The organism is Lampropedia hyalina DSM 16112, from assembly GCF_900129055.1.
Taxonomy (GTDB): Bacteria; Pseudomonadota; Gammaproteobacteria; order Burkholderiales; family Burkholderiaceae_C; genus Lampropedia; species Lampropedia hyalina.
Genome location: NZ_FQUZ01000036.1, coordinates 1 through 23,609 on the forward strand (window position 1 = coordinate 1; position 23,609 = coordinate 23,609).

Annotated in this window: 17 protein-coding genes and 1 pseudogene; 5 read left to right on the top strand and 13 right to left on the bottom strand. The window is 61.8% G+C overall.

Features of this window, described 5'->3' with window-relative positions; genetic code table 11:
• Window positions 1-121: 121 nt before the first annotated feature.
• Window positions 122-421 carry a transposase gene (locus BUE21_RS12350; RefSeq protein ID WP_143164522.1) on the bottom strand — a complete coding sequence of 100 codons (300 nt, stop codon included), beginning with the start codon at window positions 419-421 and terminating at the stop codon, window positions 122-124.
• A 356-nt stretch (window positions 422-777) separates the two neighbouring features.
• The gene (locus tag BUE21_RS12355; RefSeq protein WP_159435857.1) at window positions 778-1,671 is read right to left on the bottom strand and encodes a TonB-dependent receptor; all 894 of its coding nucleotides are present in this window, start codon (window positions 1,669-1,671) and stop codon (window positions 778-780) included.
• Window positions 1,672-1,962: 291 nt separating this feature from the next.
• On the opposite strand from BUE21_RS12355, the pseudogene BUE21_RS12360 reads away from it, so the two are divergent.
• The 3 genes and pseudogenes from BUE21_RS12360 to BUE21_RS12370 form a co-directional block, all read left to right on the top strand.
• Window positions 1,963-2,289: pseudogene (locus tag BUE21_RS12360) on the top strand (PIN domain-containing protein); the annotation flags it as partial.
• Window position 2,290: 1 nt separating this feature from the next.
• A complete protein-coding gene (locus BUE21_RS12365; protein ID WP_073356967.1) occupies window positions 2,291-2,542 on the top strand; it encodes a YlcI/YnfO family protein in 252 nt (83 codons plus the stop codon).
• Window positions 2,523-2,759, top strand: a complete 237-nt coding sequence (locus BUE21_RS12370; protein ID WP_084523270.1) for a hypothetical protein — start codon at window positions 2,523-2,525, stop codon at window positions 2,757-2,759. Before BUE21_RS12365 ends, BUE21_RS12370 begins: the two co-directional genes overlap by 20 nt.
• A gap of 174 nt (window positions 2,760-2,933) precedes the next feature.
• Here the strand turns inward: BUE21_RS12370 and BUE21_RS12380 are convergent, their stop codons facing one another.
• The 7 genes from BUE21_RS12380 to BUE21_RS12410 form a co-directional block, all read right to left on the bottom strand.
• Window positions 2,934-3,908, bottom strand: a complete 975-nt coding sequence (locus BUE21_RS12380) for a FecR domain-containing protein (RefSeq protein ID WP_073356969.1) — start codon at window positions 3,906-3,908, stop codon at window positions 2,934-2,936.
• 6 nt (window positions 3,909-3,914) lie between these two features.
• Window positions 3,915-4,433, bottom strand: a complete 519-nt coding sequence (locus BUE21_RS12385; protein ID WP_084523271.1) for a sigma-70 family RNA polymerase sigma factor — start codon at window positions 4,431-4,433, stop codon at window positions 3,915-3,917.
• A 208-nt stretch (window positions 4,434-4,641) separates the two neighbouring features.
• Window positions 4,642-5,640, bottom strand: a complete 999-nt coding sequence (gene lipA / locus BUE21_RS12390) for a lipoyl synthase (RefSeq protein WP_073356971.1) — start codon at window positions 5,638-5,640, stop codon at window positions 4,642-4,644.
• Window positions 5,637-6,350 (bottom strand): lipoyl(octanoyl) transferase LipB, encoded by a 714-nt coding sequence (lipB, locus tag BUE21_RS12395; RefSeq protein ID WP_084523273.1) that lies wholly within the window; start codon window positions 6,348-6,350, stop codon window positions 5,637-5,639. The genes lipA and lipB overlap by 4 nt, the downstream gene beginning before the upstream one ends.
• 192 nt (window positions 6,351-6,542) lie before the next feature.
• Window positions 6,543-8,588: a PhoX family protein gene (locus BUE21_RS12400; RefSeq protein WP_073356973.1), complete on the bottom strand. Its 2,046-nt coding sequence runs from the start codon at window positions 8,586-8,588 to the stop codon at window positions 6,543-6,545.
• 99 nt (window positions 8,589-8,687) lie between these two features.
• Window positions 8,688-10,118: a dihydrolipoyl dehydrogenase gene (locus BUE21_RS12405; protein WP_327069161.1), complete on the bottom strand. Its 1,431-nt coding sequence runs from the start codon at window positions 10,116-10,118 to the stop codon at window positions 8,688-8,690.
• Window positions 10,119-10,361: 243 nt separating this feature from the next.
• Window positions 10,362-11,309, bottom strand: a complete 948-nt coding sequence (locus BUE21_RS12410; RefSeq protein WP_073356974.1) for an alpha/beta fold hydrolase — start codon at window positions 11,307-11,309, stop codon at window positions 10,362-10,364.
• 147 nt (window positions 11,310-11,456) lie between these two features.
• On the opposite strand from BUE21_RS12410, the gene BUE21_RS12415 reads away from it, so the two are divergent.
• On the top strand, window positions 11,457-12,515 hold the full coding sequence (locus BUE21_RS12415; protein ID WP_073356975.1) for an aldo/keto reductase: 1,059 nt from the start codon (window positions 11,457-11,459) through the stop codon (window positions 12,513-12,515).
• Window positions 12,516-12,842: 327 nt separating this feature from the next.
• Here the strand turns inward: BUE21_RS12415 and BUE21_RS12420 are convergent, their stop codons facing one another.
• The 4 genes from BUE21_RS12420 to BUE21_RS14565 form a co-directional block, all read right to left on the bottom strand.
• Complete coding sequence (locus tag BUE21_RS12420) at window positions 12,843-13,058, bottom strand: CsbD family protein (protein WP_073356986.1); 216 nt, start codon at window positions 13,056-13,058, stop codon at window positions 12,843-12,845.
• A gap of 177 nt (window positions 13,059-13,235) precedes the next feature.
• Entirely contained in the window at window positions 13,236-14,999 is a 1,764-nt protein-coding gene (locus tag BUE21_RS12425) for a sulfite reductase subunit alpha (RefSeq protein WP_073356976.1), read from the bottom strand.
• A 19-nt stretch (window positions 15,000-15,018) separates the two neighbouring features.
• Window positions 15,019-20,538, bottom strand: a complete 5,520-nt coding sequence (locus BUE21_RS12430; protein WP_073356977.1) for a glutamate synthase-related protein — start codon at window positions 20,536-20,538, stop codon at window positions 15,019-15,021.
• 179 nt (window positions 20,539-20,717) lie between these two features.
• Entirely contained in the window at window positions 20,718-20,906 is a 189-nt protein-coding gene (locus tag BUE21_RS14565) for a hypothetical protein (protein ID WP_143164523.1), read from the bottom strand.
• On the opposite strand from BUE21_RS14565, the gene BUE21_RS12435 reads away from it, so the two are divergent.
• Window positions 20,896-23,568 (top strand): CRISPR-associated helicase/endonuclease Cas3, encoded by a 2,673-nt coding sequence (locus BUE21_RS12435; protein ID WP_073356978.1) that lies wholly within the window; start codon window positions 20,896-20,898, stop codon window positions 23,566-23,568. The genes BUE21_RS14565 and BUE21_RS12435 overlap by 11 nt on opposite strands.
• The last annotated feature ends 41 nt before the right edge of the window (window positions 23,569-23,609 follow it).

The window sequence follows — 23,609 nt, forward strand, 5'->3', positions numbered from 1 at the left end:
CATGGCTTGGCAGTCAAGCGGTGCTTTCTAGCGGCATACAGCCCCGAGCGGCTCACCCCCAGCAGTCTGCACAGTTGGGTGATTTGGGCCTTCTCCTGCCACTGATTGATCATCTGCTGGATCACTTCAGTTCCCGAGCGAAGAAGGCCGATGCCTTTTTTAGGATGGAGACATCCTCACGCAGGCGTTGGTTCTCTGTCTCCAACTGGCGAATGCGCTGCTGCTCGGCGGTCAGCGGCTTGCCCTGGCCCGGCTGGCCAGCCTGCTCGGCATCGTACTGCCGCAGCCAGCGGCGCACAGCACTGTCGACTAGCTCCAGGTCGCGGCAGACCTGGCCTACGCTCAGGCCTTGGTCTCGGATCATTTGCACGACCTGCAGCTTGAAGGTCGGATCGAAGTTTCTACGGGTTCGGCGTGTCATGTGTGTTGACTCCTCGGGTTGATGATCTTCCCTTATCGAGGTGTCCACGAGAATTAGACCAGCACATCCATCTGCTCCTCCTGATCGACCAGATCGACCGATGCCCGCAGTCGCTCGCCCCGGTAGTCAAGTGCCAGCGCACCCACATGGCTGGTTTGTGACTGGTTGTCCATTGGCGTATCACCATTCTGGTAGCTGCCGTTCACCCTGATGCCCCATTCCCCTTTCTCGCCGAAACGGTGCCCAACGTCAGCGTGAGCGCGCCACTGACTATCAGCCGAAACACCCAAAGTCAAACGAGCCAGCGGTTCATCTTCGGCACGCTTGGGCATCAAGTTGATGGTGCCGCCGACCTGTCAGCCTTTGGTCATTCCACCCAGCAGCGCGTTGGGGCCATTGAGCACTTCCACTCGGTCAATGTAATCAGGAAGGATGCGATAGACTGGCACTAGTCCGTATACGCCATTGAGTGCCACATTGCTCATGCCGGTCGGAAATCCACGCATCACGAAGGTTTCGGTATTGCGCGCAGCACCATTGACGACCTGCACCGCCGGGTTGTTCTCCATCACATCGGCCAGCGAATAGGCTTGCTGGTTATGTATGAGTTCTGATGTGTAGCTGGTGACATTGAAAGGCGTATCCAGCATGTCCTTATTACCCAGCAGACCAACGCGCGAGCCGCGTGCCACTTGCCCGCCCACATAGGCTTCGGCAGGGTATCCCGGTTGTGTTGCATCAGCCATCACCACCACCTCCGGCAATGTCCCTGGTTCCGATGTGCCCCGCGTACTGGACGCGGGAGTGTTCTGCAAGGTATAGGTGTTTCCCTGTTGAGGCTGCACCCACCATCCTGTGCCATCCAGCAGCCGTGCAAAGCCTTGCTGCACAGTGTAGCTTCCTTGCAATCCAGTGCTTTGCTGGCCTTGCAGTGCCTGTGGATCAAATGACAAGGCAACGCCCGATGCGGCAGCAAACTGCGCCAGGGCATCGCTGAGCCGACCTGCGGGAATGGCGTAATCCCGTCCAGCGGCAGCAGCAGGTTCAGCGGCCTGCACGGCTTGCGGTGCCAATGCAAGCGTGCCGCCCAACCCGGTCAGTACGCAAGTGCCTGCCAGCACCAGCGCGTTCAGGCGGAATGCCGGTGCACGTGGATGGTCAAGGCTGCGGCTGTTGCATATGTGGTCAGACGGTGCAGAGCGGAAGTTTCTGCCAATGCTATGGCGAGGGAGTTGATGCCGCAGTCCCATTGGGAGGTTCCTTTCGTCGATAGATACGTGGTGATGGCTGCGCAAAAAATGCGCTCTCATCACATACACCGAACGAGATCGAAAAAGGTATCAGTGTTTTTGAAAATATTTTTGTCAGCTTGCTGAGGCTGCCAGCCTGATCAGCAGATATGGACGCAATAGGCAACGAGTGCTATATTGCCAGCGATATGAATTATGTATTGGACACCAATGTTCTGGTCGCTGGCATGCGGAGTCCGGCTGGTGCGTCGGCGGAGTTGTTGCGTCGGGTGATTCAGGGCGAGATTCACATGCTGTGCATGTGTGCCGTTGTTCATGGAGTACGAGGCGGTGCTGATGCGGCCGGAGCAGTTGGCTGCGGCGAGTGCCCAGGCCCAGGATGTGGAGAACGTGCTCGATGCGTTGGCGATGGTGCTGCTGCCTGTGCCGATTCAGTATCTGTGGCGTCCGCAATTGCGCGACCCTGGTGACGATATGGTGCTTGAACTGGCGGTCAATGGTATGGGCAGGGGCCAGCCCGTGACATTGGTGACGTTCAACCGGCGTGATTTCTTGCCGCAGGCGTTGAATTTCGGGATATCGGTGATTGGGCCATCACAGTTTTTTCAAGGAGTCTGATATGGGAACCCAAAGCAACTATGCCTTGCGTCTGCCGCACTCGCTGAAGCTGGGTGCGGAGCAGATTGCGCGCGAGGATGGCACCACTCTGAACCAGTTCATCGTGAGTGCGGTGGCAGAGAAGGTGGCGGTGATGCGGGCGGCGGAGTATTTCCGCGAGCGCGCGCAGCGCGGCGATACGGCTGCGGCACTGGCGTTTCTGGGCCGCGCCGGTGGCCTGCCGCCTGCGGAGGATGACCGCTTGCCAGAGTGACGGGGCGACTGTGGTGGCGGTGCGTGTGACGACCCTGACCGTTCGCAAGATGGACGATGCCAAGGCGCGGCTGCGTGTGCAGGCGACGCTGTCACAGGAGCCGGTGTCTGGCACGTCGCTGGTGGAGGCCATGCGCGCACGGATGACACCGCTGGGTGGTGTGGTGCTGGATTTGCCTGAACGCGAGGTGATTCGTGGCGGCCAATATGTACGCTGAGATTGCGGCTGCACGAAAGATGACCGGAGTGCCCATTAGCCAGTTCGATGCCATGATTGCAGCAACGGCTCGCTCACGCGGTGCACGACTGGCCACGCGCAATTTGGAGGATTTTGTGGATTGCGGCGTTAAGGTGCTGAATCCTTGGGGAGCATCTGCGCGTCCTTGACTTGCTCAACGTGCCTTGACGGTGGTCCAATATGGCGCGGGCCGCGCAATCCGTACGGGTAAGGATTTCTCCAGCACCCGCAACGATGCGGCAATGTCATTGACGGGGAAAGCACCCGAGACCAGCAGTTGCGCCACTTCCGGGTCACAGCGCAGCAGGCCGCGTTGGTAGCGGGCAAGCTCGGCAATCAGGTCGCCCAGCCGCATGTCTTGCGCGAGCAGCATGCCGTTGGTCCACAGGCTGCTGGTGGCCTCAGCGGCTTGCGGGGTTTGCAGCTCGGTCGCGGTGAAGCGCAGTTGTTGCCTGGCTGGAACGGTCGCGATTTGGCTCGATTGCGCAGGCTGGACTTGCACAGCTCCTTCAAATACGCTGACTTGCGTGTAGTCATCGAAGTGGCGTATGGCAAAGCGGGTGCCGATGGGCTGTAGGCTGCCGTGTTCAGTCAGCACGGTGAGCGGGCGCGTGGGTTGGCCTGCTGGCAGTGCAGCGTCTTTGCCTGTGGTGAGCATGATTTCACCCGCCAGCAGGGTGATGGCACGCTGGGTCTGCGTGAAAGCGATATTTACTCTTGTCTCGGTGTTGAGCACCAATTGACTGCCATCGGCCAGCTCGATGGTTTGCTGTTCGCCAGTGGCGGTCTGGTAATCGGCACGTTGCAGCCAGTGCCGGTAGTGCCACAGCAGCCAGCCAGTGGGTGCGGCGATGGCGAGCAAGCCCAGCAGTTTGCGGCGGTTGTGGCGTGGCAAACGTGCCAATGTATCCTGGCCAACTTGTGCGGGCACTTGGCGGAAAGTGCTCGACACGCTTTCTGCACGTTGCCAAGCGGCCTCGTGCGCTGGGCTTTGCTGGCACCATTGGCTCAGTTTGGCAAGGTCTTGCTCGGTTGCCTCACCGGATTGCAACAGCACCAGCCAGTCTGCTGCCTGATTGAGAATGGTTGGGTCGATGGCTGAAGGGCGCGTGGCTGATGTATCTGCCATCAGCGGTCAATCCAATGCCAGGCAGGCGGCAAAGGCGGTGCGCATGTGACGTTTGACGGTAATGAGCGAAATGCCTTGCTGGGTGGCAATCTGCTGGTAGGTCAAGCCGTCGAGCTGAGCCATCAGGAAAATGTCGCGCGTGCGTTTGGGCAAGGTACGCAGCATAGCCTCAATACGGCAAAGCACTTCAAGGATGAGCATGCGGGCTTCAGGCGACGGTGCTTGTGGTTCAGGCAGGTGTGCCAATGCTTCGAGATAGGCGCGTTCAACTTCCAGCCTGCGGCGGTGATCGATGACCAAGCCTTTCGCAATGTGCGTGAGCAGCGCGCGTGGCTCATCGCCCAGATTGGCAGGCAGACGTTGTGCCAACATGACCCGCACAAACGTATCGTGCGCCAGATCGGCAGCGTCAAAGTCGTTGCCCAGCTTTCCACGCAACCAGGCATGCAGCCACGCATGGTGGTTGATGTATAAAGTTTGCACGGTGGAAGCTTGTGGAGTGGACACGGGTCTAATGCCAAACATTTACTGAATAAAACTGATTCGCATTATGTCACAAAGGGTTGGCATCTATTGCGTTGCTGCGCACTGAAGCGGTAACTGCCTTTGGTTTTCACCCACCGATCCAGGCAATAAAAAATTCACCCTCCTGAAAGGGTGAATTCAAGAATAACTTACTGTCAGTATTGGAGAAGTTTTCTGCAACTTTTTGTTGCGCTACTGATGGGTTGCATTACTGCTGGTGGGTCACAGTCACTCCCGCAGCATGTGCTTGCTGGTCGGCGTGGTAGCTGGAGCGTACCATGGCTCCGACTGCGGCGTGGGTGAAGCCCATTTTGTAGGCTTCTTCTTCGAACATTTTGAAGGTGTCGGGGTGGACGTAGCGGCGCACGGGCAGGTGGCTGGTGGAGGGTGCGAGGTATTGGCCGATGGTGAGCATGTTGATGTCGTGTGCGCGCATGTCGCGCATGACTTGCAGGATTTCCTCGTCGGTTTCGCCCAGGCCGACCATCAGGCCGCTTTTGGTGGGGACTTGGGGGTGCAGTTGCTTGAATTTCTTCAGCAGGTTCAGGCTGAACTGGTAGTCGGAACCGGGGCGGGCTTCCTTGTAGAGGCGCGGGATGGTTTCGAGGTTGTGGTTCATCACATCCGGCGGTGCGGCCTTGAGGATGTTGAGGGCGCGGTCGTCGCGGCCCCGGAAGTCGGGCACGAGGATTTCGATCTGCGTCTGGGGGGAGAGTTCGCGGGTGCGTTCGATGCACTCGACGTAGTGGCCGCTGCCGCCGTCGCGCAGGTCGTCGCGGTCCACGCTGGTGATGACGACGTATTTGAGCTTGAGGGCGGCAATGGTCTTGGCAAGATTGAGCGGTTCATCCTTGTCGAGTGGGTCGGGTCTGCCGTGCCCAACATCGCAGAATGGGCAGCGGCGGGTGCATTTGTCGCCCATTATCATGAAGGTGGCGGTGCCTTTGCCAAAGCATTCGCCGATGTTGGGGCAACTGGCTTCTTCGCAGACGGTGTGGAGCTTGTGTTCGCGCAGGATTTGCTTGATTTCGTAGAAGCGTGTGCTGGGCGAGCCGGCCTTGACGCGAATCCATTCGGGTTTTTTCAGGGCAGGGGCGTGCTCTACCTTGATGGGGATGCGGGCGATCTTGGCCGCCGCTTTCTGTTTGGCGGTGGGGTCATAGGTGGCGGCGGGTGCTGCTTCGCGGGTGACGGGGGTGGTGCTCATGGGGTGGTTTGTCTCTGCTGATGGGGCGCGGAAAAGGGAGCCGATGCGGCGGCGGTGCTGGCAAGCTGCACACAGAGCTGGCGCGCCAAGGCATTTGCTGCTTCTTGCCAGTCGATGTGTACGCCCATTGTAGTGAGATCAACGGTTTTCAGGTGGGCGTATCCACAGGGATTGATCTGGTTGTAGGGTTGCAGATCCATGCGGACATTGAGGGCCAGTCCGTGGTAGGTACAGTGCTGGCTGACCTTGATGCCCAGGGCGGCGATCTTGCCCAGTCCGTGAAATGGCTGTGTGGCATTTTCAGGAGAGGGCGCGGTGTTCAGCCGCACATAGATGCCGGGGGCACCGGCCACGCGCTGTCCTTGCACATGCCATTGCGCCAGGGTGTCGATTACGGCCTGTTCCAGCCGCCGGACGTATTCCTTGACGAGGTAGCCGCTGCGGCGCAGGTCGATCAGCGGATAGGCGACGACCTGACCGGGGCCGTGATAGGTGATTTGCCCGCCGCGATTGGTGGCGACCACCGGGATGTCGGGGTTGGCATGGGGCAGCAGGTGTTCGGTCTTGCCGCTGATGCCCTGGGTGAATACGGGGGGGTGCTGGCAGAGCCACAGTTCATCGGGCGCGTCGGGGGTGCGCGCGGCGGTGAACTGCTGCATGGCTGCTACGGTGCTGGCGTAGTCGGCCATGCCCAGATGGCGAATCAACATGGTGTGAAACAGCGTGGGAACAGGAATGGGTATTGTGCAGGGATTGTAGAACCTGTTCGGGGCACGGCGGACACCGGTGGAAGCGGTGAATGAATACGGCCGCCTTTCGGCGGCCATGAATGTATGCCTGCTCCGGCCTTGGCACATGGGCCAGAGAAAGATGCGCTCAGTCAGGCATCAGCTATTTATCCATCAAACGCCGATGGGGCCGCCGTCGGCGCGCTGGATCACCACGGTGGAGGAGCGGGGGCGCACGGTGCCGGAGGTGGCGACGGTGGCATCGCTGGTGTCGTAGGCGGGCCAGTTGGAGGGGTGCTGCACGTTCAGGAAGATAGTGGAGTAGTCGGGCGTGCAGGCGAAGCCGGTGATTTCTGCTTCGTTGGGGCCTACGAAGAACCGCTTGAGTTCGGCCTGGTTGCTGGCGTTGATGACCGGGCCGGTGCCGGTGCTGTCGGCCAGGGCGTTGGGAATGACGGCCAGCATCTGGTCGTTGGTGGACTGGGCTACGGCGTTGTTGCGGCCACCGTCGATGCCGTTGTCGGTCTGAATCCACAGGATGCCGCGCTCGTCGAAGCCCAGGCCATCGGGGCTGGCAAGTTGGTTGAATTCGGTCAGGCCGGAGCGGTTGGTGTCGGCATCGGCTGCGGCATCGGAGCCATAGACGAAGATGTCCCAGCGGAAGCGCGTGGAGTTGCTTTCGTCGTGCCAGCGGATGATGTGGCCATTGACGTTGTTCAGGCGCGGGTTGGCGGCGTTGGTGCCGGTGCTGGCGTTGCGGCGGCTGTTGTTGGTCAGCGTCAGGTAGATGTCGCCATTGGTGGGGTGGGTGACTGTCCACTCGGGGCGATCCATCGGGGTCGCGCCCACGAAGTCGGCCGCGCCACGGGTGTTGATGATGATTTCCTCGATGCTGCCATAGACTTCACCGAGCTTGCGGCCGTCCTTGCCGACGCTGTCCAGCGTCAGCGGCAGCCATTCGCCCACGCCGTCTTCGCTGAAGCGGGCGACGTAGAGGGTGCCACGGTTGAGGTATTTGTCGCCCACGGCCAGGCGGTCGGTGCGGTTGGCATCGGCCGGGTCCCAGACGGCTTCGGTGACGAAGCGGTACAGGTATTCAAAGCGGGAGTCGTCGCCGCTGTAGAAGGCAATGGGCTTGCCTGCTTCCAGCTTGCTGTAGGCGCAGCCTTCGTGGGCGAAGCGGCCCAGTGCGGTGCGCTTGGTGGCGACGCTGTTGGGGTTGTACGGGTCGATTTCGACCATATAGCCGAAGGCGTTGATTTCGTTGCGCCAGTCCTGGGTGGCACTGTTTGCGCTGGGGGTGATGTTGAAGCGGCTGAATTCGCCGCCGACTTCGCTGGCATCTCCGGCGGCAGTCTCCCAGCCATAGCGGCCAGTGGCTCCTACGCCCAGGCGTGTCTGGTGGGCGGGCAGTTCGGCCGCAGCGGTGGTGTTGGCGAAGATGAACGCCCAGTTTTCTTCGGCGGTGAGGTAGGTGCCCCAGGGGGTATAGCCGTTGCCGCAGTTGTTGTTGGTGCCGCGCACCTGGGAGCCGTTGGGCGAGAAGGGGGTCTTGACCCAGTCGGTTCCGGCCACGGGGCCAGCCAGGTTCATGGGGGTGGCGGAGGTGAAGCGGCGGTTGTACTGGGAGTTCTTGACGATGTCCCAGCGGCCGTTGCTCTTGCGAATGTGCATGACGGCCACGCCGTGGGCGTTGATTTCCTTGCGCACTTCTTCGGCAGGGCGTTTGCCGTTCAGCAGTGTGGGGCCGTTGGGGTGCAGGGCGTTTTCGTCGATGTATTCGTGGTTCACCACCAGCAGGCCTTCGGTGGAACTGCCGTTGAGCGGGAAGTAGTGCATGCCGTCGTGGTGCATGCCGGTGGAGTGCAGCAGGTCTTCGGAGGTGTTTTTGCCATCCTTGTCCCAGGCACGGGCCTTGTCGTTCAGTGGTGTGCCCCAGGCACCGAGCACATGGGCGGTGTAGCCAGCCGGAACCACGCAGGCATCGGTCATGGAGTTGGGCAGGGAGTCGAAGGCGAGCTTGATGGGCGTGGCGGCGTTGTCGTCATCGTTGTCACTGCCTCCGCAGGCGGCCAGGCTCAGGCCAGCCATGCTGGCGAGGGCGGCATTCAGGCTGCCGCGCATGATGGCGCGGCGCGAGAGGCTGCGCTCCAGGATTTCGCTGAAGGCGGGGGTGTCGCTGGGATTGCGAACGATCTTGTCGGTGATGAACTTGCTCATGGGGCTTCCTGTCGTTGTAGTCGGAAAAAGGAAGCCGCCATAGTAAGAAACGTTTATTAAAACTTTATGTCATTGATTTATATGACAATGCTTCTCATTTTAAGGGCTGGATGGGTGGTTTTTCAGTTGGGCTTGCAGGTCGCGCAGGGCCGTGCGCAGACCTTCTTCCACGACCGGGTGATAGAACGGGCAGGCCAGCATCTGCGCAACGGTCTGCTCCTGCTGCACGGCCCAGGCCAGCAAATGTGCCAGGTGTTCGGCAGCCGGGCCAATCATTTCCGCTCCCAGAAAACGCCCCGTGCCTTGTTCACCGTACACATGCAGCAAGCCCTGGTTCTGGAGTTCGATGCGTGAACGCCCTTGCCGTTTGAAGTCCACTTTGCCGGTGGCAAACTGCACGCCAGCCTGGGTCAGTTGCCGGTGGTGGCGGCCTGCCAGCGCGATCCGGGGGTGGCTGAAGACGATGTTCAGCCCGGCACGTCGCTGGAAGGCACGCACATCGGGATACTGTGCGGCGTTGTGGCCTGCCGCATGGCCATCGTCGGAAGCTTCGTGGAGCACCGGATGGTGCTGGTTGGCATCCCCGGCAATGAAGATGGGAGTGTCCTCGATCTGGCGTGTGAGCGGGTCGAAGGCGGGCAGGCCCTTGTCGTCGGTGGCAATGTCGGCCGCTTGCAGATTCAGTTGCGACAGATTGGGCTTGCGTCCTGTGGCCATGAGCAGGTAATCGAAGTTTTCGGTGTATTCCTTTCCCTCGGACTCGAAGCGCAGTTCCACTGCTGCATCTGGGCCGGAGCCGGTGCGCCGGGCTTGCAGCAGGCGGCTTTGGAGAGCGCAGGGCAGGGTGTCTTGCACCAGCGCGGCGCATTCGGCGGCAATGGCCGGATCGGTGGCAGGCCCCACCTTGCCGCTGCGCCCCAGCAGGCGCACGCGCACACCCAGAAAATGCAGCGCGAAGGCCAGTTCCAGCCCGATCACGCCCGTGCCCATGACGGCCACGGATTGCGGCAAGTCCTGCCATGCGAATACATCGTCATTGACGATGAGGCGGTCGCCCAGGCTCTGGCGCAGGTCATCGGGCACGATTGGGGAGGAGCCGGTGGCAATGACGATACTGCGCGCTTCGATGCGGGTGTGTTCGTCCACTTGCAGGGTGCGGGGGGCAATGAAGCGTGCATGGCCCCGGATGCGGTGTTCGGCGGGCCAGTCCAGCACTTCATCGACCGAGAACTGGGCGAAGCGGTCGCGCTCTGTGCGTACCCGCTGCATGACGGCGGCTCCATCGACGTGCACGCGGGCAATCTCCAGCCCGAAGCCGCCAGCCTGCCGCGCCCGGTGGGCGGCCAGAGCCGGGGCAATCAGCAGCTTGCTGGGCATGCAGCCGACGCGGGCGCAGGTAGTACCATATTCGGCGGCCTCGATGGTGAGGACGCGGTCGGTATGCTTGCGCGCTGCCTTGTAGGCACTCATGCCAGCGGTTCCAACGCCAATGATGGCAACGTCGGTCTGAAGGGTGGTCAGATGGGGCATGGGGTTCCTTTCGGCATGGAATCGGGAGCAATGAAACGGTGGACTGTGTATAGCATGTTCCATTTGGCTAGGCTTGGCTAGGAGAAGGTCTGCAAAACCCGTTGCGCCGCCCGCATCCCGCCACTGGGCGCATCGCCGCGTTGGCTTTTGCGGTCAATAGCCCCGCTATTGACCGCAAAATCCGCCTTGCGCTGCATCCCACTGGCGGGCGCGGGCTTACCGCAAGGGTTTTGCAGACCTTCCCTAGCGCAGAAAACCCTCCAGCCAGTGCACCAGCTGTTCGGGCTGGTCGTGGTGCAGCATGTGCCCTGCATCGGTGATGAGGGCAGTCTGGCACTGGGGGATGGCGGTGAGGCGTTGGTGGTATTCGGCCAGTGTGAGTTGCCCCTTCCAGAAGAGGCCGAGGCTGTCGTCGCTGGCTTCCACGGCCAGCACCGGGGCGGTGATCTGGCGGTACAGGTGCAGCACTTCTTCCACGCGGTAGAGCTGCGGATTGACGATGCGGTGTGCCGCATGGGCGCGGATATGCCATTGCCCCTGGGCATCCGGTGCTGCCCAGTGTTGCGCCAGCCATAACGCCTTGGGCAGTGGCAGGCGCGGGTTGTTGCGCATCAGCCGCTGGGCCACGGCTTCCAGGCTGGCGTAGGGTTTGACCAGGGATGCACCCTCGCGCTGCTGCGCCAGTTCGTCCAGCCATTGCGCGTAGCGTGTGGGAGCCTGCGATGGCTGTGTGGCGGGCAGGCCAAACCCTTCCAGCGCGACCAGACAGCGTACCCGTTGCGGCCGCACGCCCGCGTACATCAGCGCAATGTTCGCGCCCATGCTGTGGCCGATCAGGTGGGCGGTGGAGGGTGCGTAGTGGTTCAGCAGGCAGTCCAGATCGGCCAGGTAGTCGGGGAAAAAGTAGCTGCGCGGGGCTGCTTGCCACGGGGCATCGGGCAGGCTCTGGCCAAAGCCGCGCCAGTCGGGGGCGATCAGGCGATAGTGCTGCAACAGCGCGGGCTGCTGTTGTGCCCAGGCATCCACCAGAAACTGCCAGGATGCACCCACGTCCATCCAGCCGTGCAGCAGCAGCACCGGCGTGCGCGGCGCACCGGCGCGGGCATCGGCATCGTCCCAGATGCGCACATGGCAGGGATAGCCATCCAAAGTGATCGATTCGCTGCGGGATGCGATTTTTTCGTGATACATACGATGGTTCGGGAAAGACAGGGTTATTGCGGATGCGCCCATGCAGGCTTTGAGCCAAAGCCGACGCTGCAATATTGTGCCCCCAGCCGCAGGCAGGCCGAACGCCTGTCTTTCCATTCCCCGAATCACAAGGAGCTTTTTTTGACCATGGAAAAACGCACACTCGGACGCAGCGATCTGGCCGTCAGCCCCATTTGCCTGGGAACCATGACTTTCGGCGAACAGGTCGATGAAGTGCAGGCACACGAGATTCTCGATCAGGCACTGGCGCATGGCGTGGACTTCTGGGACACGGCGGAAATGTATTCCGTGCCCGCGCGCGCACAGACCTATGGCCGTACCGAAACCATTCTGGGCAACTGGTTTGCCCGTCGCCCCGGCCAGCGCGAGCGCGTGGTGCTGGCCACCAAGGTGGCAGGGCCGATCCGGGGCACGCCCTGGATTCGGGAAGGGCTGGGACTGACCCCGCAGGACATTGCCCGCTCCTGCGAGGCCAGCCTGCGGCGGCTGCAAACCGATGTCATCGACCTCTACCAGATTCACTGGCCGGAGCGCAATGTGCCTGCATTCGGCAGCATGTACTTCGACCCCGCACTGGAGCGCACCCAGACCAGCATTCACGAACAACTGGAGGCACTGGCGCGGCTGGTGCAGCAGGGCAAGGTGCGGCACATTGGCCTGTCGAACGAGACGCCCTATGGCGTGCACGAGTTCGTGCGGCTGGCCGAGCAGCATGGCCTGCCGCGCATCGTCAGCACCCAGAACCCGTACTGCCTGACCAACCGCAGTTACGAGAACGCGCTGGATGAAACCTGTTACCGCCTCGATGTCAGCCTGCTGGCCTACTCGCCACTGGCGTTTGGCGCGCTCACCGGCAAATACGACCAGACGGGAATTTTCAGCCCGGATGCCCCCGAAGGCCGCCTCAAGAAATTCGAGACCATGCAGCAGCAACGCTGGGGGCGCGATGCGTCGCTGGCAGCAGCGCGCCGCTACAACGCGCTGGCGCGAGACCACGGCCTCACGCCCACGCAACTGGCACTGGCGTTCTGCTACCAGAAGTGGCAGGTGGCCAGCACCATCATCGGCGTGACCAGCACCGCCCAGTTGCACGAAGACCTTCAGGCATGGAACACGGTGCTGCCGGAGTCGATCTGGCAGGACGTCGATGCCATTCGCCTGGAACTGCGCGATCCGGCCATCTGAAACAAGGCGATCGTGCTATGTCAAAAGCATCCGATACGCGCGTATTCTTGTCAAACACACCACACCACCCCGTCATGCCGGGCTTGACCCGGCATCCAGAAGCATTGCACGACCTAGGCTATCGGGGCTGTGAAGGCCAACGCTGCCACTGGATGCCGGGTCAAGCCCGGCATGACGCTGTGAGTGGGTTTCACCATCCCGCAAACGGGGCAAAAGAAACATTGTGTAACCATAGCGCGATTGCCATCTGAAACGCAACAAAAAAAGCCCAGGGACTGCGAACGCAAGTCTCTGGGCGGAGCGATTCATGGATTCAGGGCTGGCGCATCAGTCCCAGCGGGCATCCGGGTTGTTCTTCTGCCATGCTTCGAGCTGCTTTTCAGCTTCTTCCTTGGCAATGCCTTCCAGCTCCTGGATTCTGCCGACAAACTGGTCTTTCTTACCGGCGATCACGTCCAGATCGTCATCGGTCAGCTTGCCCCATTGTTCCTTGAGCTTGCCTTTGAACTGAAGCCAGTTGCCTTGCAGTTGATCTTTGTTCATCATTGATCTCCTTGAGTAGTGGGTGAGGTGTGTGCGGCAGATGCCTCACACGCCTTGCACCTTAGCACAAGGCATTCGGAGCCTGCCAGAACCCGGTATTCCATCAAGGTCTTTGAAAAATCAGGGTTTTTCCCGCTGGTATGCTGGCGCATCCTGCCCGATGGCAAGCATCAGGCTTCAATACACATCCCGCACATAGCGTTTGTCTTTCTTCAGGGCGTTGATGTACTCCACGGCCTTGTCGGGGCTGATGCCTGCCTGTTCGGCCACGAGCTGGTGCAGGGCATCGTCCACGTCCTTGGCCATGCGGCTGGCATCGCCGCAGACGTAGAAGTGGCCGCCTTCCTGTAGCCAGGCGTAAAGCTCCTTGCCGTTTTCGCGCATCCGGGTCTGGACGTAGATTTTTTCCTGCTGGTCGCGGGAGAACGCCAAGTCCAGACGATGGAGCGTGCCCTTGTCCAGCCAGGCGGTGAGTTCGTCTTCGTAGATGAAATCGCTGGCGCGGTGCTGGTCGCCGAAGAACAGCCAGTTGCGGCCTTGCGCACTGCTGGCCTCGCGCTCTTGCAGGAAGGCGCGGAACGGGGCAATGCCCGTGCCGGGGCCGACCATGATGGCGGGCAGATCGGGGTTGGCAGGCACCCGGAATGCCTTGTTGGGCGAGAAGAATATCTGCGGCTGGTCGCCTTGGGCAATGCGGTCGGCCATGTAGGTGGAGCAGACACCGCCGCGCTGGCGACCGGCGCGCTGATAGCGCACGGCGGCGACGGTCAGATGCACCTGATCGGGGTGCATGGTGCCGCTGGAGGAGATGGAGTAGGCGCGGTGTTGCAGCGGGCGCAGCCATTGCAGCAGTTCGTCCACGCCGATGGCGCGGGCGGGGTCGAGCAGCAGCAGATCGAGCACATCCTTGCCCCACAGCCAGGCTTCGAGGGCTTCCTTGTCGTCGTGTTGCAGCACATGGCGCAGCTCCTCGTTGCGGGTCTGCTGGCCGATGGCCTGAATCAGGTCTCTGGACGGGGTGCTGATTTCGTATTGGCGCAGCAGCAGTTCGCCCAGGCTTTGCTGCTGGTCTGCCACGGCGGTGTCGCCTGCCACACCCAGGCGGTCGAGCAGCAGTTGCACGAGTGCCGGGTCATTGACGGGTATGACGCCCAGTGCGTCCCCGGCTTCGTAGTGCAGGCCGCTGCCGCTCAGGTCGAACTCGAAGTGGCGGATGTCCTTGCCGGAGCCTTCGCCGGAGAGTGTGCGGTTCGTGAGCAGGCGCGAGGCCAGCGGGTTCTTGCGGCTGGAGCCGGGCAGGCTGGGTTTGGCGGCTGGCTTGCTGCCGGACGCAGCGGCCCCCGCTGCACCGCCACTGCCGGGTTCAGGTTGCACCAGCGGCAGTGTGGCCTCAATCCACGCAGTGGCCGCGGCTTCATAGTCCACGTCGCAGTCGATGCGTTCGGCAATGCGCTTTGCACCCAGTTGCTCCAGCCGCATGTCGAGGTATTTGCCAGCCTGGCAGAAGCCGTCGTAGCCGGTGTCGCCGATGGCGAGCACGGCAAACTGCATGTCTTCCAGACGCGGCATGGTGCTGGCCGACAGCCCTTCCCAGAACAGTTGCGCGTTGTCGGGCATTTCGCCTTCGCCGTAGGTGGAAGTGGCGATGAGCACATGCTTCATCTGCGCGAAATCTTCCAGGCTGACTTCGTCCAGCCCCTGTACCACGGGCGCGAGGCCCTGGGCACGCGCCACGTCGGCAGCCTGGTTGGCCAGATTTTCGGCATTGCCGGTCTGCGAACCGAACAGGATGTTCACCAGCCCGCCCGCTGGCTTGGCGTGGTCGTCGCTGGCCAGCAGGCGGGTGTGCAGGGCGGCCATGAAGCCCGACAGCCAGGCTTTCTGGTCGTGGCTGAACGGGGCATCGTCGGGGATGAAGGGGGTTTTGAGATTCTGGCTCATCGTGTTCTTTCCATGCGGTTCAAGCCTGTGCCAGTTCCGCCAGTGCGGCCTTGGCAAAGAGTTCGTCGAAGGCGGGGATGCTGCCCAGCACCGTGGCATTCTTGGCATCCTGGTGCAGGATCCAGCCGTAGGTGCCGGGTGCGTCCATCGAGCGGATATTGCGCAGACTCAGGGCCGTCCTGTAGTCGGCCAGTCGCTTGGCGGCAATCAGCGCGGCCAGTTCCGCATCGCTGTAGTGCTCGATGGCACTGCGGGCGTGCCGCTGAAGCTTTTGCATCAGCGCGAAGTCTTCGGTCAGCAGCAGGTTGCGCACGGCTTTCTGCACGGCCGGATCGTCGCACGAGAGGCTGGCCGGGCTGCCTGCCGGGGTCAGGCGGGCAATGGCCAGTTGCTGTGCCAGGTTCAGTACCGTGTAGTGGTTGAGCAGGGCGATCATGCGGGGCGAGTCGGTCTCGCCATAGCCGGGGGCTGCACCGCCAAGCACGGGCGCACCGTCGCGCCATGCCAGCTTGAACTGGCGCACCTGGTGCGCGGCCAGTGCGGTGGAAAGCTCTTCGAGCAGCTCCTTGCGGGGCTTGGCCTTGAGGATTTCCTCGCTGTCCTGGTACAGCAGCAGGGCGCGCGGCATGACATAGACGAAGTGGGCGCGTTCTGCCTCCCAGTGCTCCAGCAGCCAGCGGGCGCGTTCGGAGCCGGTGGCTTCGACGTGCCATTGCAGCAGCAGGTGGATGGCCTGGCTGTGCACGGCGGCCATGTCGCTGCCATCGGTGAGCGAACCCAGCAGCACGGAGTCATGGGCGACATGGTCGCGCAGCGTGCCGTAGGGATCGTACTGGTAGGCGAATCCGCCGCTCATGCCGTTGCCGAAGCCCTTGCCGAACGCGCCCAGGTTGAGCACTGCGCCGTTGGTCATGTATTCGCAGCCGAAATCGCCCACGCCCTCGACCACAGCGGTCGCGCCGGAGTTGCGCACGGCAAAGCGGTCGCCCGCCTGACCCTGCACGAACAGACGGCCACCGGTCGCGCCGAACAGCGCGAAGTTGCCCACCAGCACATTGCCGCCCGCCTCGGGCGAGCCGCCACCGGGCGAGGCCACGATGATCTGCCCGCCGCACTGGCCCTTGCCCACACCATCATTGCAGGTACCGCTGTGGTGCAGCACCATGCCATCGTTGCAGAACGCGCCGTAGGACTGTCCGGCCGAGCCGGACGTGCGGATGCGCACCGTGCCCTCATGCAGGTAGTGGCGGCCCCGGTCGTCGCGCAGCACGCTGGGCATGGGTTGCAGTTGCGAGGCGGGCAGGGTGTGGTTGAGCAGGCGTTCGATGTCGATGGCCAACTGGCCGCCCACGCTCTTGTGGCGGTTGTTGAGCACCACGCCGTCGCCCAGCGCGATCTGGCTGCCGCACGCATCGATCAGCGCGTGGCGCAGCGGAGCCAGCCAGGATTCGTCCAGCGAAAAATCCTTTTCCAGATAGACGGGCTGGGCGATCTTCACTTCCGGCACCACGGCCAGCATGGCACGCAGGTCGAGCTGGCCGACTTCGGATGGGTGATCCATCAGGTGCAGCAGGTCGGAGCGGCCGCGTGCTTCGCGCAGGGACGACAGACCCAGCCGGGCGAGGATTTCGCGCACCTCGTGGGCCACGTTCATGAAATACTGAGCCAACTGGCGCGGGTCGCCATCGAAGGCTTCGGCGTTGGTGGTCAGGCCCGCCGGGCACTTGACGTTGCAGTTCTTGGCCATCACGCACTTGAGCATCATCAGCGCGGTAGTGCCGAACTCGAAGCTGTCGCCACCCAGCAGCGCGGACTTCACCACGTCGCTGCCGGTCTGCTGTGCGCCGGAGCAGCGCAGCGTGACCTTGTCGCGCAGGCCGTTGGCACACAGGGCCTGATGGACTTCGGCAATGCCGATCTCGGCCACGCGCCCGGTGTACTTCAGGCTGGTGACGGAGGCCGCGCCGGTTCCGCCGGTGTTGCCCGCCACGTTGATGACATCCGCGCCTGCCTTGGCCACGCCCACGGCAATCGTGCCGATGCCCTCGCTGGACACCAGCTTGACGATGACGCGCACCCGCGCAGCCTTGCAGTCGTGGATGAGCTGTGCCAGGTCTTCAATCGAATAGGTGTCGTGGTGGGGTGGCGGCGAGACCAGTTCCACGCCGGGCGTGCCGCCGCGTGCCGCCGCAATTTCCACCGTCACCTTCGGCGCGGGCAACTGGCCGCCTTCGCCGGGCTTGGCTCCCTGGCCGATCTTGATCTCCAGCTCCTCCAGCATCGGGTCGGCCAGATAGCCCGCCCATACGCCAAAACGCCCGGAAGCCAGTTGCTTGATGCGCGAGGCGCGGATGGTGCCGTGGCGTGAGTAGTGCTCGCCGCCTTCGCCGCAGTTGCTCATGCCGCCGACCATGTTCGTGCCGTGCGCCACGGCCTCGTGCGCCGGGGCCACCAGCGCGCCGTGGCTCATCGCACCAGAGGCAAAGCTGCGGCAGACCTCGTGCGCAGGCTGCACATCGGCCAGCGCGATGCTGGGCGGAGCCACGCGCAGCAGTTGCAGGTAGCGCAGGGCATCGCCCTGTGCCTCGACGACCAGGGCATGGCGTTCCACCCAGTGGCTGGTCAGGTCGCTGCCGAAACGGTTCAGCAGGGCTTCTTCCAGCGCAGCCAGGCGTTGGGTTTCGTCTTTCAAACCGGCCACGGCGTGGGTCAGGCGCAGTGCGAAGCGATTTTCGCCCTGGGGTTCGCAACGCAGGCCGCGCACGGCAATCGCATTGTTCAGCAGCGCGTACCGCCCCAGCTTGCGCTGGAACACCGCCGCGCTATCGACATGTGTCACGTCCGCCGGGAAGGCCAGAATGTCGCGCAGCGCGGCCGGGCGGCGTTTGCGCTCCTCGATCATGGTGGCGACGAATTCGCGGTAGGCCGCCGTGATGGGGAAGGCATCGATCACGGCAGGCGCAATGCGCTCGAAGCTGCTGGCATCGTAGGCATGGGCATCAAGGGCAAAGGCATCGCCCAGCTTGGCCAGCGTCAGCAGGCGCAGGTGCTCGTCCTCGGCCTGGGGCTTTTTCACGAAGTCGATCTTGCGCTCGGTCATATCGACAAAGCCGCGCACAGCCACCGTGCCGTAGGAGTGGCCGGAGCCTTCGGAACGCTCCTTGAACAGCCCCAGCAGCGGCACATCGTTCTCGCCCTGCACCACCAGGGCACGGGCGTGCCAGTCGGCGGCCATCTGCGCAATCGCGGCAAAACCGGCTCCCCCCACCGGGGTTCTGAGGTTGGGGAAGTATTTCTTCAGCACGCGGTCGTTGGTGTCGAGGAAGTTCGGCTCGAAGAATTCACCGCAGGAATAGCTTTCCACCGTACACAGGCCCACCTTGCCCATCGTCTTCATCAGGGCTTTTTCGGCAGCCTTGGCATAGCGTTTGAATGCCTTGTTGCCTTCCTCGCCTTCGCCGAACTTCTCCTCGGCACGCATCTGCACGCCCAGCGGGTAGATGGCAGAGGCACCGAAGCCCAGCGTGGCGGCAATGTGGTGGGAGGAAACGGCCTGGCCGCTTTCCACCACCAGCGAGACATCCAGCCGCAGCCCTTCCTTCACCAGCCGCTGGTTGATGGCAGAGACAGCCAGCAGCATCGGAATGGCCGCCCACTGGCTGGAGACATGGCGGTCGGTCAGCACAGCAATGCCGCCTTGCTCGCGGGCAAAGTCCACCACCGCATCGGCCAGCGTATCGATGCCCTGTTCCAGTGCGGTGGCATTGGCCTGGCGCGCTTCTGCTGCCTCACCGTGTACCGGCTGGTAGAGCATCTCGAAGACCCGATAGGGGGCTTCCTGCTGCTCGCGCAGGCGCAGCATGTCCAGGTGCGTGAGCAGCGGCGAGGGCACGACGATCTGCCGCCCCTTGCTGCGCCCCAGATGCGGCTTCGCACCCAATGCCACGCGCAGCGTCATGCCATCGACCTCGCGGATGGAATCCAGCGGCGGGTTGGTCACCTGGGCAAAGCGTTGCGAAAAATAATGCGCCACGCCACCTTCATGGTCGGACAGCGCGTTGATGGCGTTGCCGTAGCCCATCGCGGAGATTTTCTCTGCGCCACTGGCCAGCATCGGATCCATCATGAACTTGAAGCTCTCCTGATTGAAGTAATAGGCCACGAATCGCTGGTAGCGTTGCAGATCGCCGTGGTAGCGCAGTGGCGAGCCTTGCTGCTCGGCGGGCACTTCGGGCAATTGCTTCAGATCGATGCGGGCCTGCTCCAGCAGCGCGGGGTAGTCCTGCTCGGCAGCGAGTTTCTCCAGCGCATCCTGGGTGGCATAGGCGCGTTGATCGCGGTGGTCGAAATACAGCATCCCGCCCGCCTCGATGCGGCCCCGGCGCAGCACGGTTTCCGGCGCAAATGCAATCTGCCCGGCCTCGGACATGGCACACAGGTATTCCTCGGTCTCCACCGAACGCAGTGGGCGCAGTCCCAGCCGGTCCAGCCGTGCCCCAATCACATCACCATTGCCGAAAATCAGCGCGGCCGGGCCATCGTTCTTCTCCTCGTACAGCGAGAAATACTCCAGCATGGCGCGCACTGGCAGCGACAGATCGTGGTCGTTCTCCCAGGCGGGCGGCATCATCGACACCACGGCCTTGATGAGTTCCAGCCCGTCTTCCATCAGGCGGCTGTGGATGGTCTGGTCGAGGCGGGAGCTGTCCGACTGCCCAATGGGGCGGACGATGGTCTTGCCGCGTGCCAGCGCGAGGGCGTTCTCGGCAATGCGGTTCTTGCGGTCGGTGTTGAGTTCGCCGTTGTGTGCCATCAGCCGGAACGGTTGCGCCATGCTGGCACGCGGGTCGGTGTTGGTCGAGAAACGGGTGTGGAAAAACAGATCGCGCACCGCGTGGTCGGGGTCGCGCAAATCGTCGAAATACGGAATCACCTCATTCGAGTTGAGCCGCCCCTTGAACACCTGGGTGCGCGAGGACAGCGACAGCGGATACAGCCCGGCAAAGGCATCTTCGGTGAACGCCCGCGCCTCAATGGCCAGCAGGGCGCGGTAAATGCGTTGCTCCAGAGCCGTTCCGGCCAGATCGTCAGGAGCGGCAAACACCCACTGCACCATCGGCAACTGGCTGGCAATCGCCGCAGGACGGATGGCCGCATGGTTCACCGGCACATCGCGCCGCAGCAACACCGCCAGATCGTGGGCCGCCAGCGTATCTTCCACCAGCGCAAAGGCACGCTCCTGGCCATCGGCCTCACGCGGCACGAAGAAATTGCCCACGCCAAACCGCCCAGCTTGCAGCGGCAAATCGGTGAGCTTGCGAAAAAACGCCAGCGAAATATCCACATTCACACCGGCACCGTCGCCCACCCCTTCGGCCGACATGCCGCCCCGGTGCGGCACGGTACACAGGGCCTCATCGGCCTTGAGGATCACATCGTGGGTCTGCACCCCATCCTTGCGGGTGATGAAGCCCACACCACAGCTGTCGGATTCATGTTGCGGGGCCAACATTTCAAAAAGAGATACAGGGTCATTCATCGTGGGAATCCATTCATGGCATCGGTTCAGGTGATTTCGCATCTGGAGATGCCGCACCAGCCATCGTGACAGGCGTGGGCAGGCATGAAATTTCCAGAAGGCTGCACAGAATAGCGCGATTTTTTGCCCCACACCCAAAAAATTAATAGGGGTCAGACAACTACATAAATACCACTACTTCATTCTTGTAAAAATAAGGGACAGATATTAAAAATATCGCCAAAAAAGGCCATAGAAAACACACCACCATGCAAACGAAAACCACCCACCCATGCAGCACAACCGATGGCTTTCAGCCCCTGCCAGCCATCTCCAACGGGCACAATGGCTGCGGTGTGTTCAAGTGGAGATACATTGATGAGATTCACTCAAATCCCCGGATTTGCCCGATTGATCTGGGCCAAAAGCGGCGAAAACAGCGGCCACGGATTACTGACACATTTGCTCGACGTAGCCGCAGTAACTGATGCAATTCTGGAAATGGAGCCTACATCCAGCTTACGTTGGGTTGGCTTACGTCTAGGCTTGCCGCTGGAACACACCCGGCATTGGCTGGCTGCACTGGTTGGGCTGCACGATTTCGGCAAGGCCATTCCCGGTTTTCAAGCCAAGTGGCAGGAGGGAATGCAGGCCGACATCGCATGCGGCCTGACTTTTCCGTCTACAGCCTGCACGGTAGATAACCATTCATGCGCCACGGTAGCCTTGCTGGGGCCGTTGCTTCGCAAGGCGAGTGGAGTGCAGAGAGATTGGGTCAAGGCCGTAGTGCAAGCCATCGGCGCGCATCATGGCTACCAATTTTTGTCATCAGAAATCAACGATGCCAAGCCCATCAATGAGCCAGCCCAATGGAAGCAGGCACGGCAGGCCATTTTTGATGCCTATTGGCAAACGCTGGCCCCGCAGGGTGTGCCCACGCTGGATGAGTTGGAGCTTCCAGTCGTGAACTGGCTGGCTGGTCTAACCAGCACTGTGGACTGGATTGCCTCCAACGCCGAATGGTTTCCCCTGGGCGAGCGGGGGCACGATGGTCTGGCGGCTTATTTTGCCCATGCCCGGCAGCTTGCCTTTCAGGCTCTGGACAAGGCGGGATGGCAGCCTTTCCAGCCATTGCTGAATGCTTCGGCTGCGACCGAAACGCTGTTGGCGCAGGTGGCAGGCAAGGAGAGTCTGTCGGCACGGCCATTGCAAACCGTCGGTGATCGCTTGTTGCAGCAGGCACAAGGGCCATCCTTGCTGCTGGTGGAAGCTCCAATGGGGGAAGGCAAAACAGAACTGGCCTTTTTGGCACACTTGCGCTTGCAGGCCGCCAACGGGCACCGGGGGCTGTATGTCGCGTTGCCAACCCAGGCCACAGGCAATGCCATGTTCAAGCGCAAACTGACCTTTCTGGAGAGCTTCGTGGCAGGCCGCGCCGACGTACAACTGGTGCATGGGGCAGCGGCCATGAACGATGACCTGCTGCAATTGCGAGACATCGACCACTCCCGCGAAGCCACGCTATCGGCCTCGGCATGGTTTTCGCAACGCCGCCGACCGCTACTCTCACCCTATGGCGTGGGCACGATTGACCAGGCCCTGCTGGCGACGCTGAATGTCAAGCACCACTTTGTACGCCTGTGGGGGCTGGGCAATCGCGTGGTGGTACTGGATGAAGTGCATGCCTACGACACCTATACCAGTGGCCTGATGGTTGCCTTGCTGCAATGGCTCAAGGCACTGGGCAGTTCGGTGGTACTGATGAGTGCCACATTGCCGCAGGCACGACGCAATGAATTGCTGGCAGCCTGGGGCGTGAATGCCGCGCAAATTCCTGCACTGGCCTATCCGCGTGTCATTCTGGCCGATGACGCTGGTGTGCGTGGCGAACATTTTTCAGCCTGGCTACTGTCACCGATTCATCTGCATGGCTTGGGCGAAAGCGTGGAGGAAATGGCGGATCAAGCCATCGAATTGCTGGCTGCTGGCGGTTGTGGGGCCGTCATTGTCAATACTGTGGAGCGGGCGCAAACGCTCTACCGACTGCTGCGTGAGCGTTTGGGACGTGATGTGCAACTGCTGCTGTTCCATGCCCGCTTTCCGGCAGATGAACGCCGTGCCCATGAGCAAAAAGTGCTGGAGCTTTTTGGACAGTCACAAAATCGTCCACAACAAGCCTTGCTGGTGGCCACACAGGTAGCGGAACAATCGCTGGACATTGATTTCGATTTCATGCTCAGCGATCTGGCTCCGGTGGATTTGCTGCTGCAACGCGCAGGGCGTTTGCATCGCCATATTCGATGCAGGCCACAGGCACATGCAGACGCACGGCTTTGGGTGGCCGGGCTGAATCCGGAATTTCCCGATCTAAAAAAAACCGCCTGGGGCTTTGTGTACGACCCTTACATTTTGGGAAGAACCTGGGCCTTGTTGCGGAAAGAATCCGTGCTGCATTTGCCAGACGACATTGAGCGACTGGTGCAGTGGGTGTATGGCGACGAGCCACTGCCGCAAGGGCTGGAAGAGACCGTACAGAATCAGATCGAGATCGAATCCTATGGTGAGCATCTTGCGCAACAAAAACGGCAGCGTCAGTTGGCGATGAATATCACATTGGATTGCCTGGCAGAGCTTGGTGATGCCTATGGCGGCAAGCCGCGTGGAAACGAGGAGGGCGACGATCTGCGCAACGTCACCCGCCTGGGCCGGGATACCGTCACCCTGGTTCCTGTCGCTGCTACAGAAAACGGCTGGAAGGTCGGCGATACCCTGTTTCAGCCCGATCAGTTACTGGACAGCGAAACCGCCAGGCTGCTGTACAACCGCCAGATCAATGTGTCCAAAACTGCTCTGGTCAAGCATTTCCAGACGGGGCAATACGGTCAGTTGCCCGTGTCATTCACGGAAAACGCCTTGCTGCGGTACTTCCATCCGCTGGTGTTGGTCGATGGTTGCTATAAAGTAGGAAAACTGAATGTACGGCTGGATGAGGAACTGGGGCTGGTATATGAGAAGCGGGAGGGGGTCTCCCCTCCCGCACATCCCTGCTGACGCAGGGAATTGGGCTTGGGTCAGCAGCTATCGACCAACTA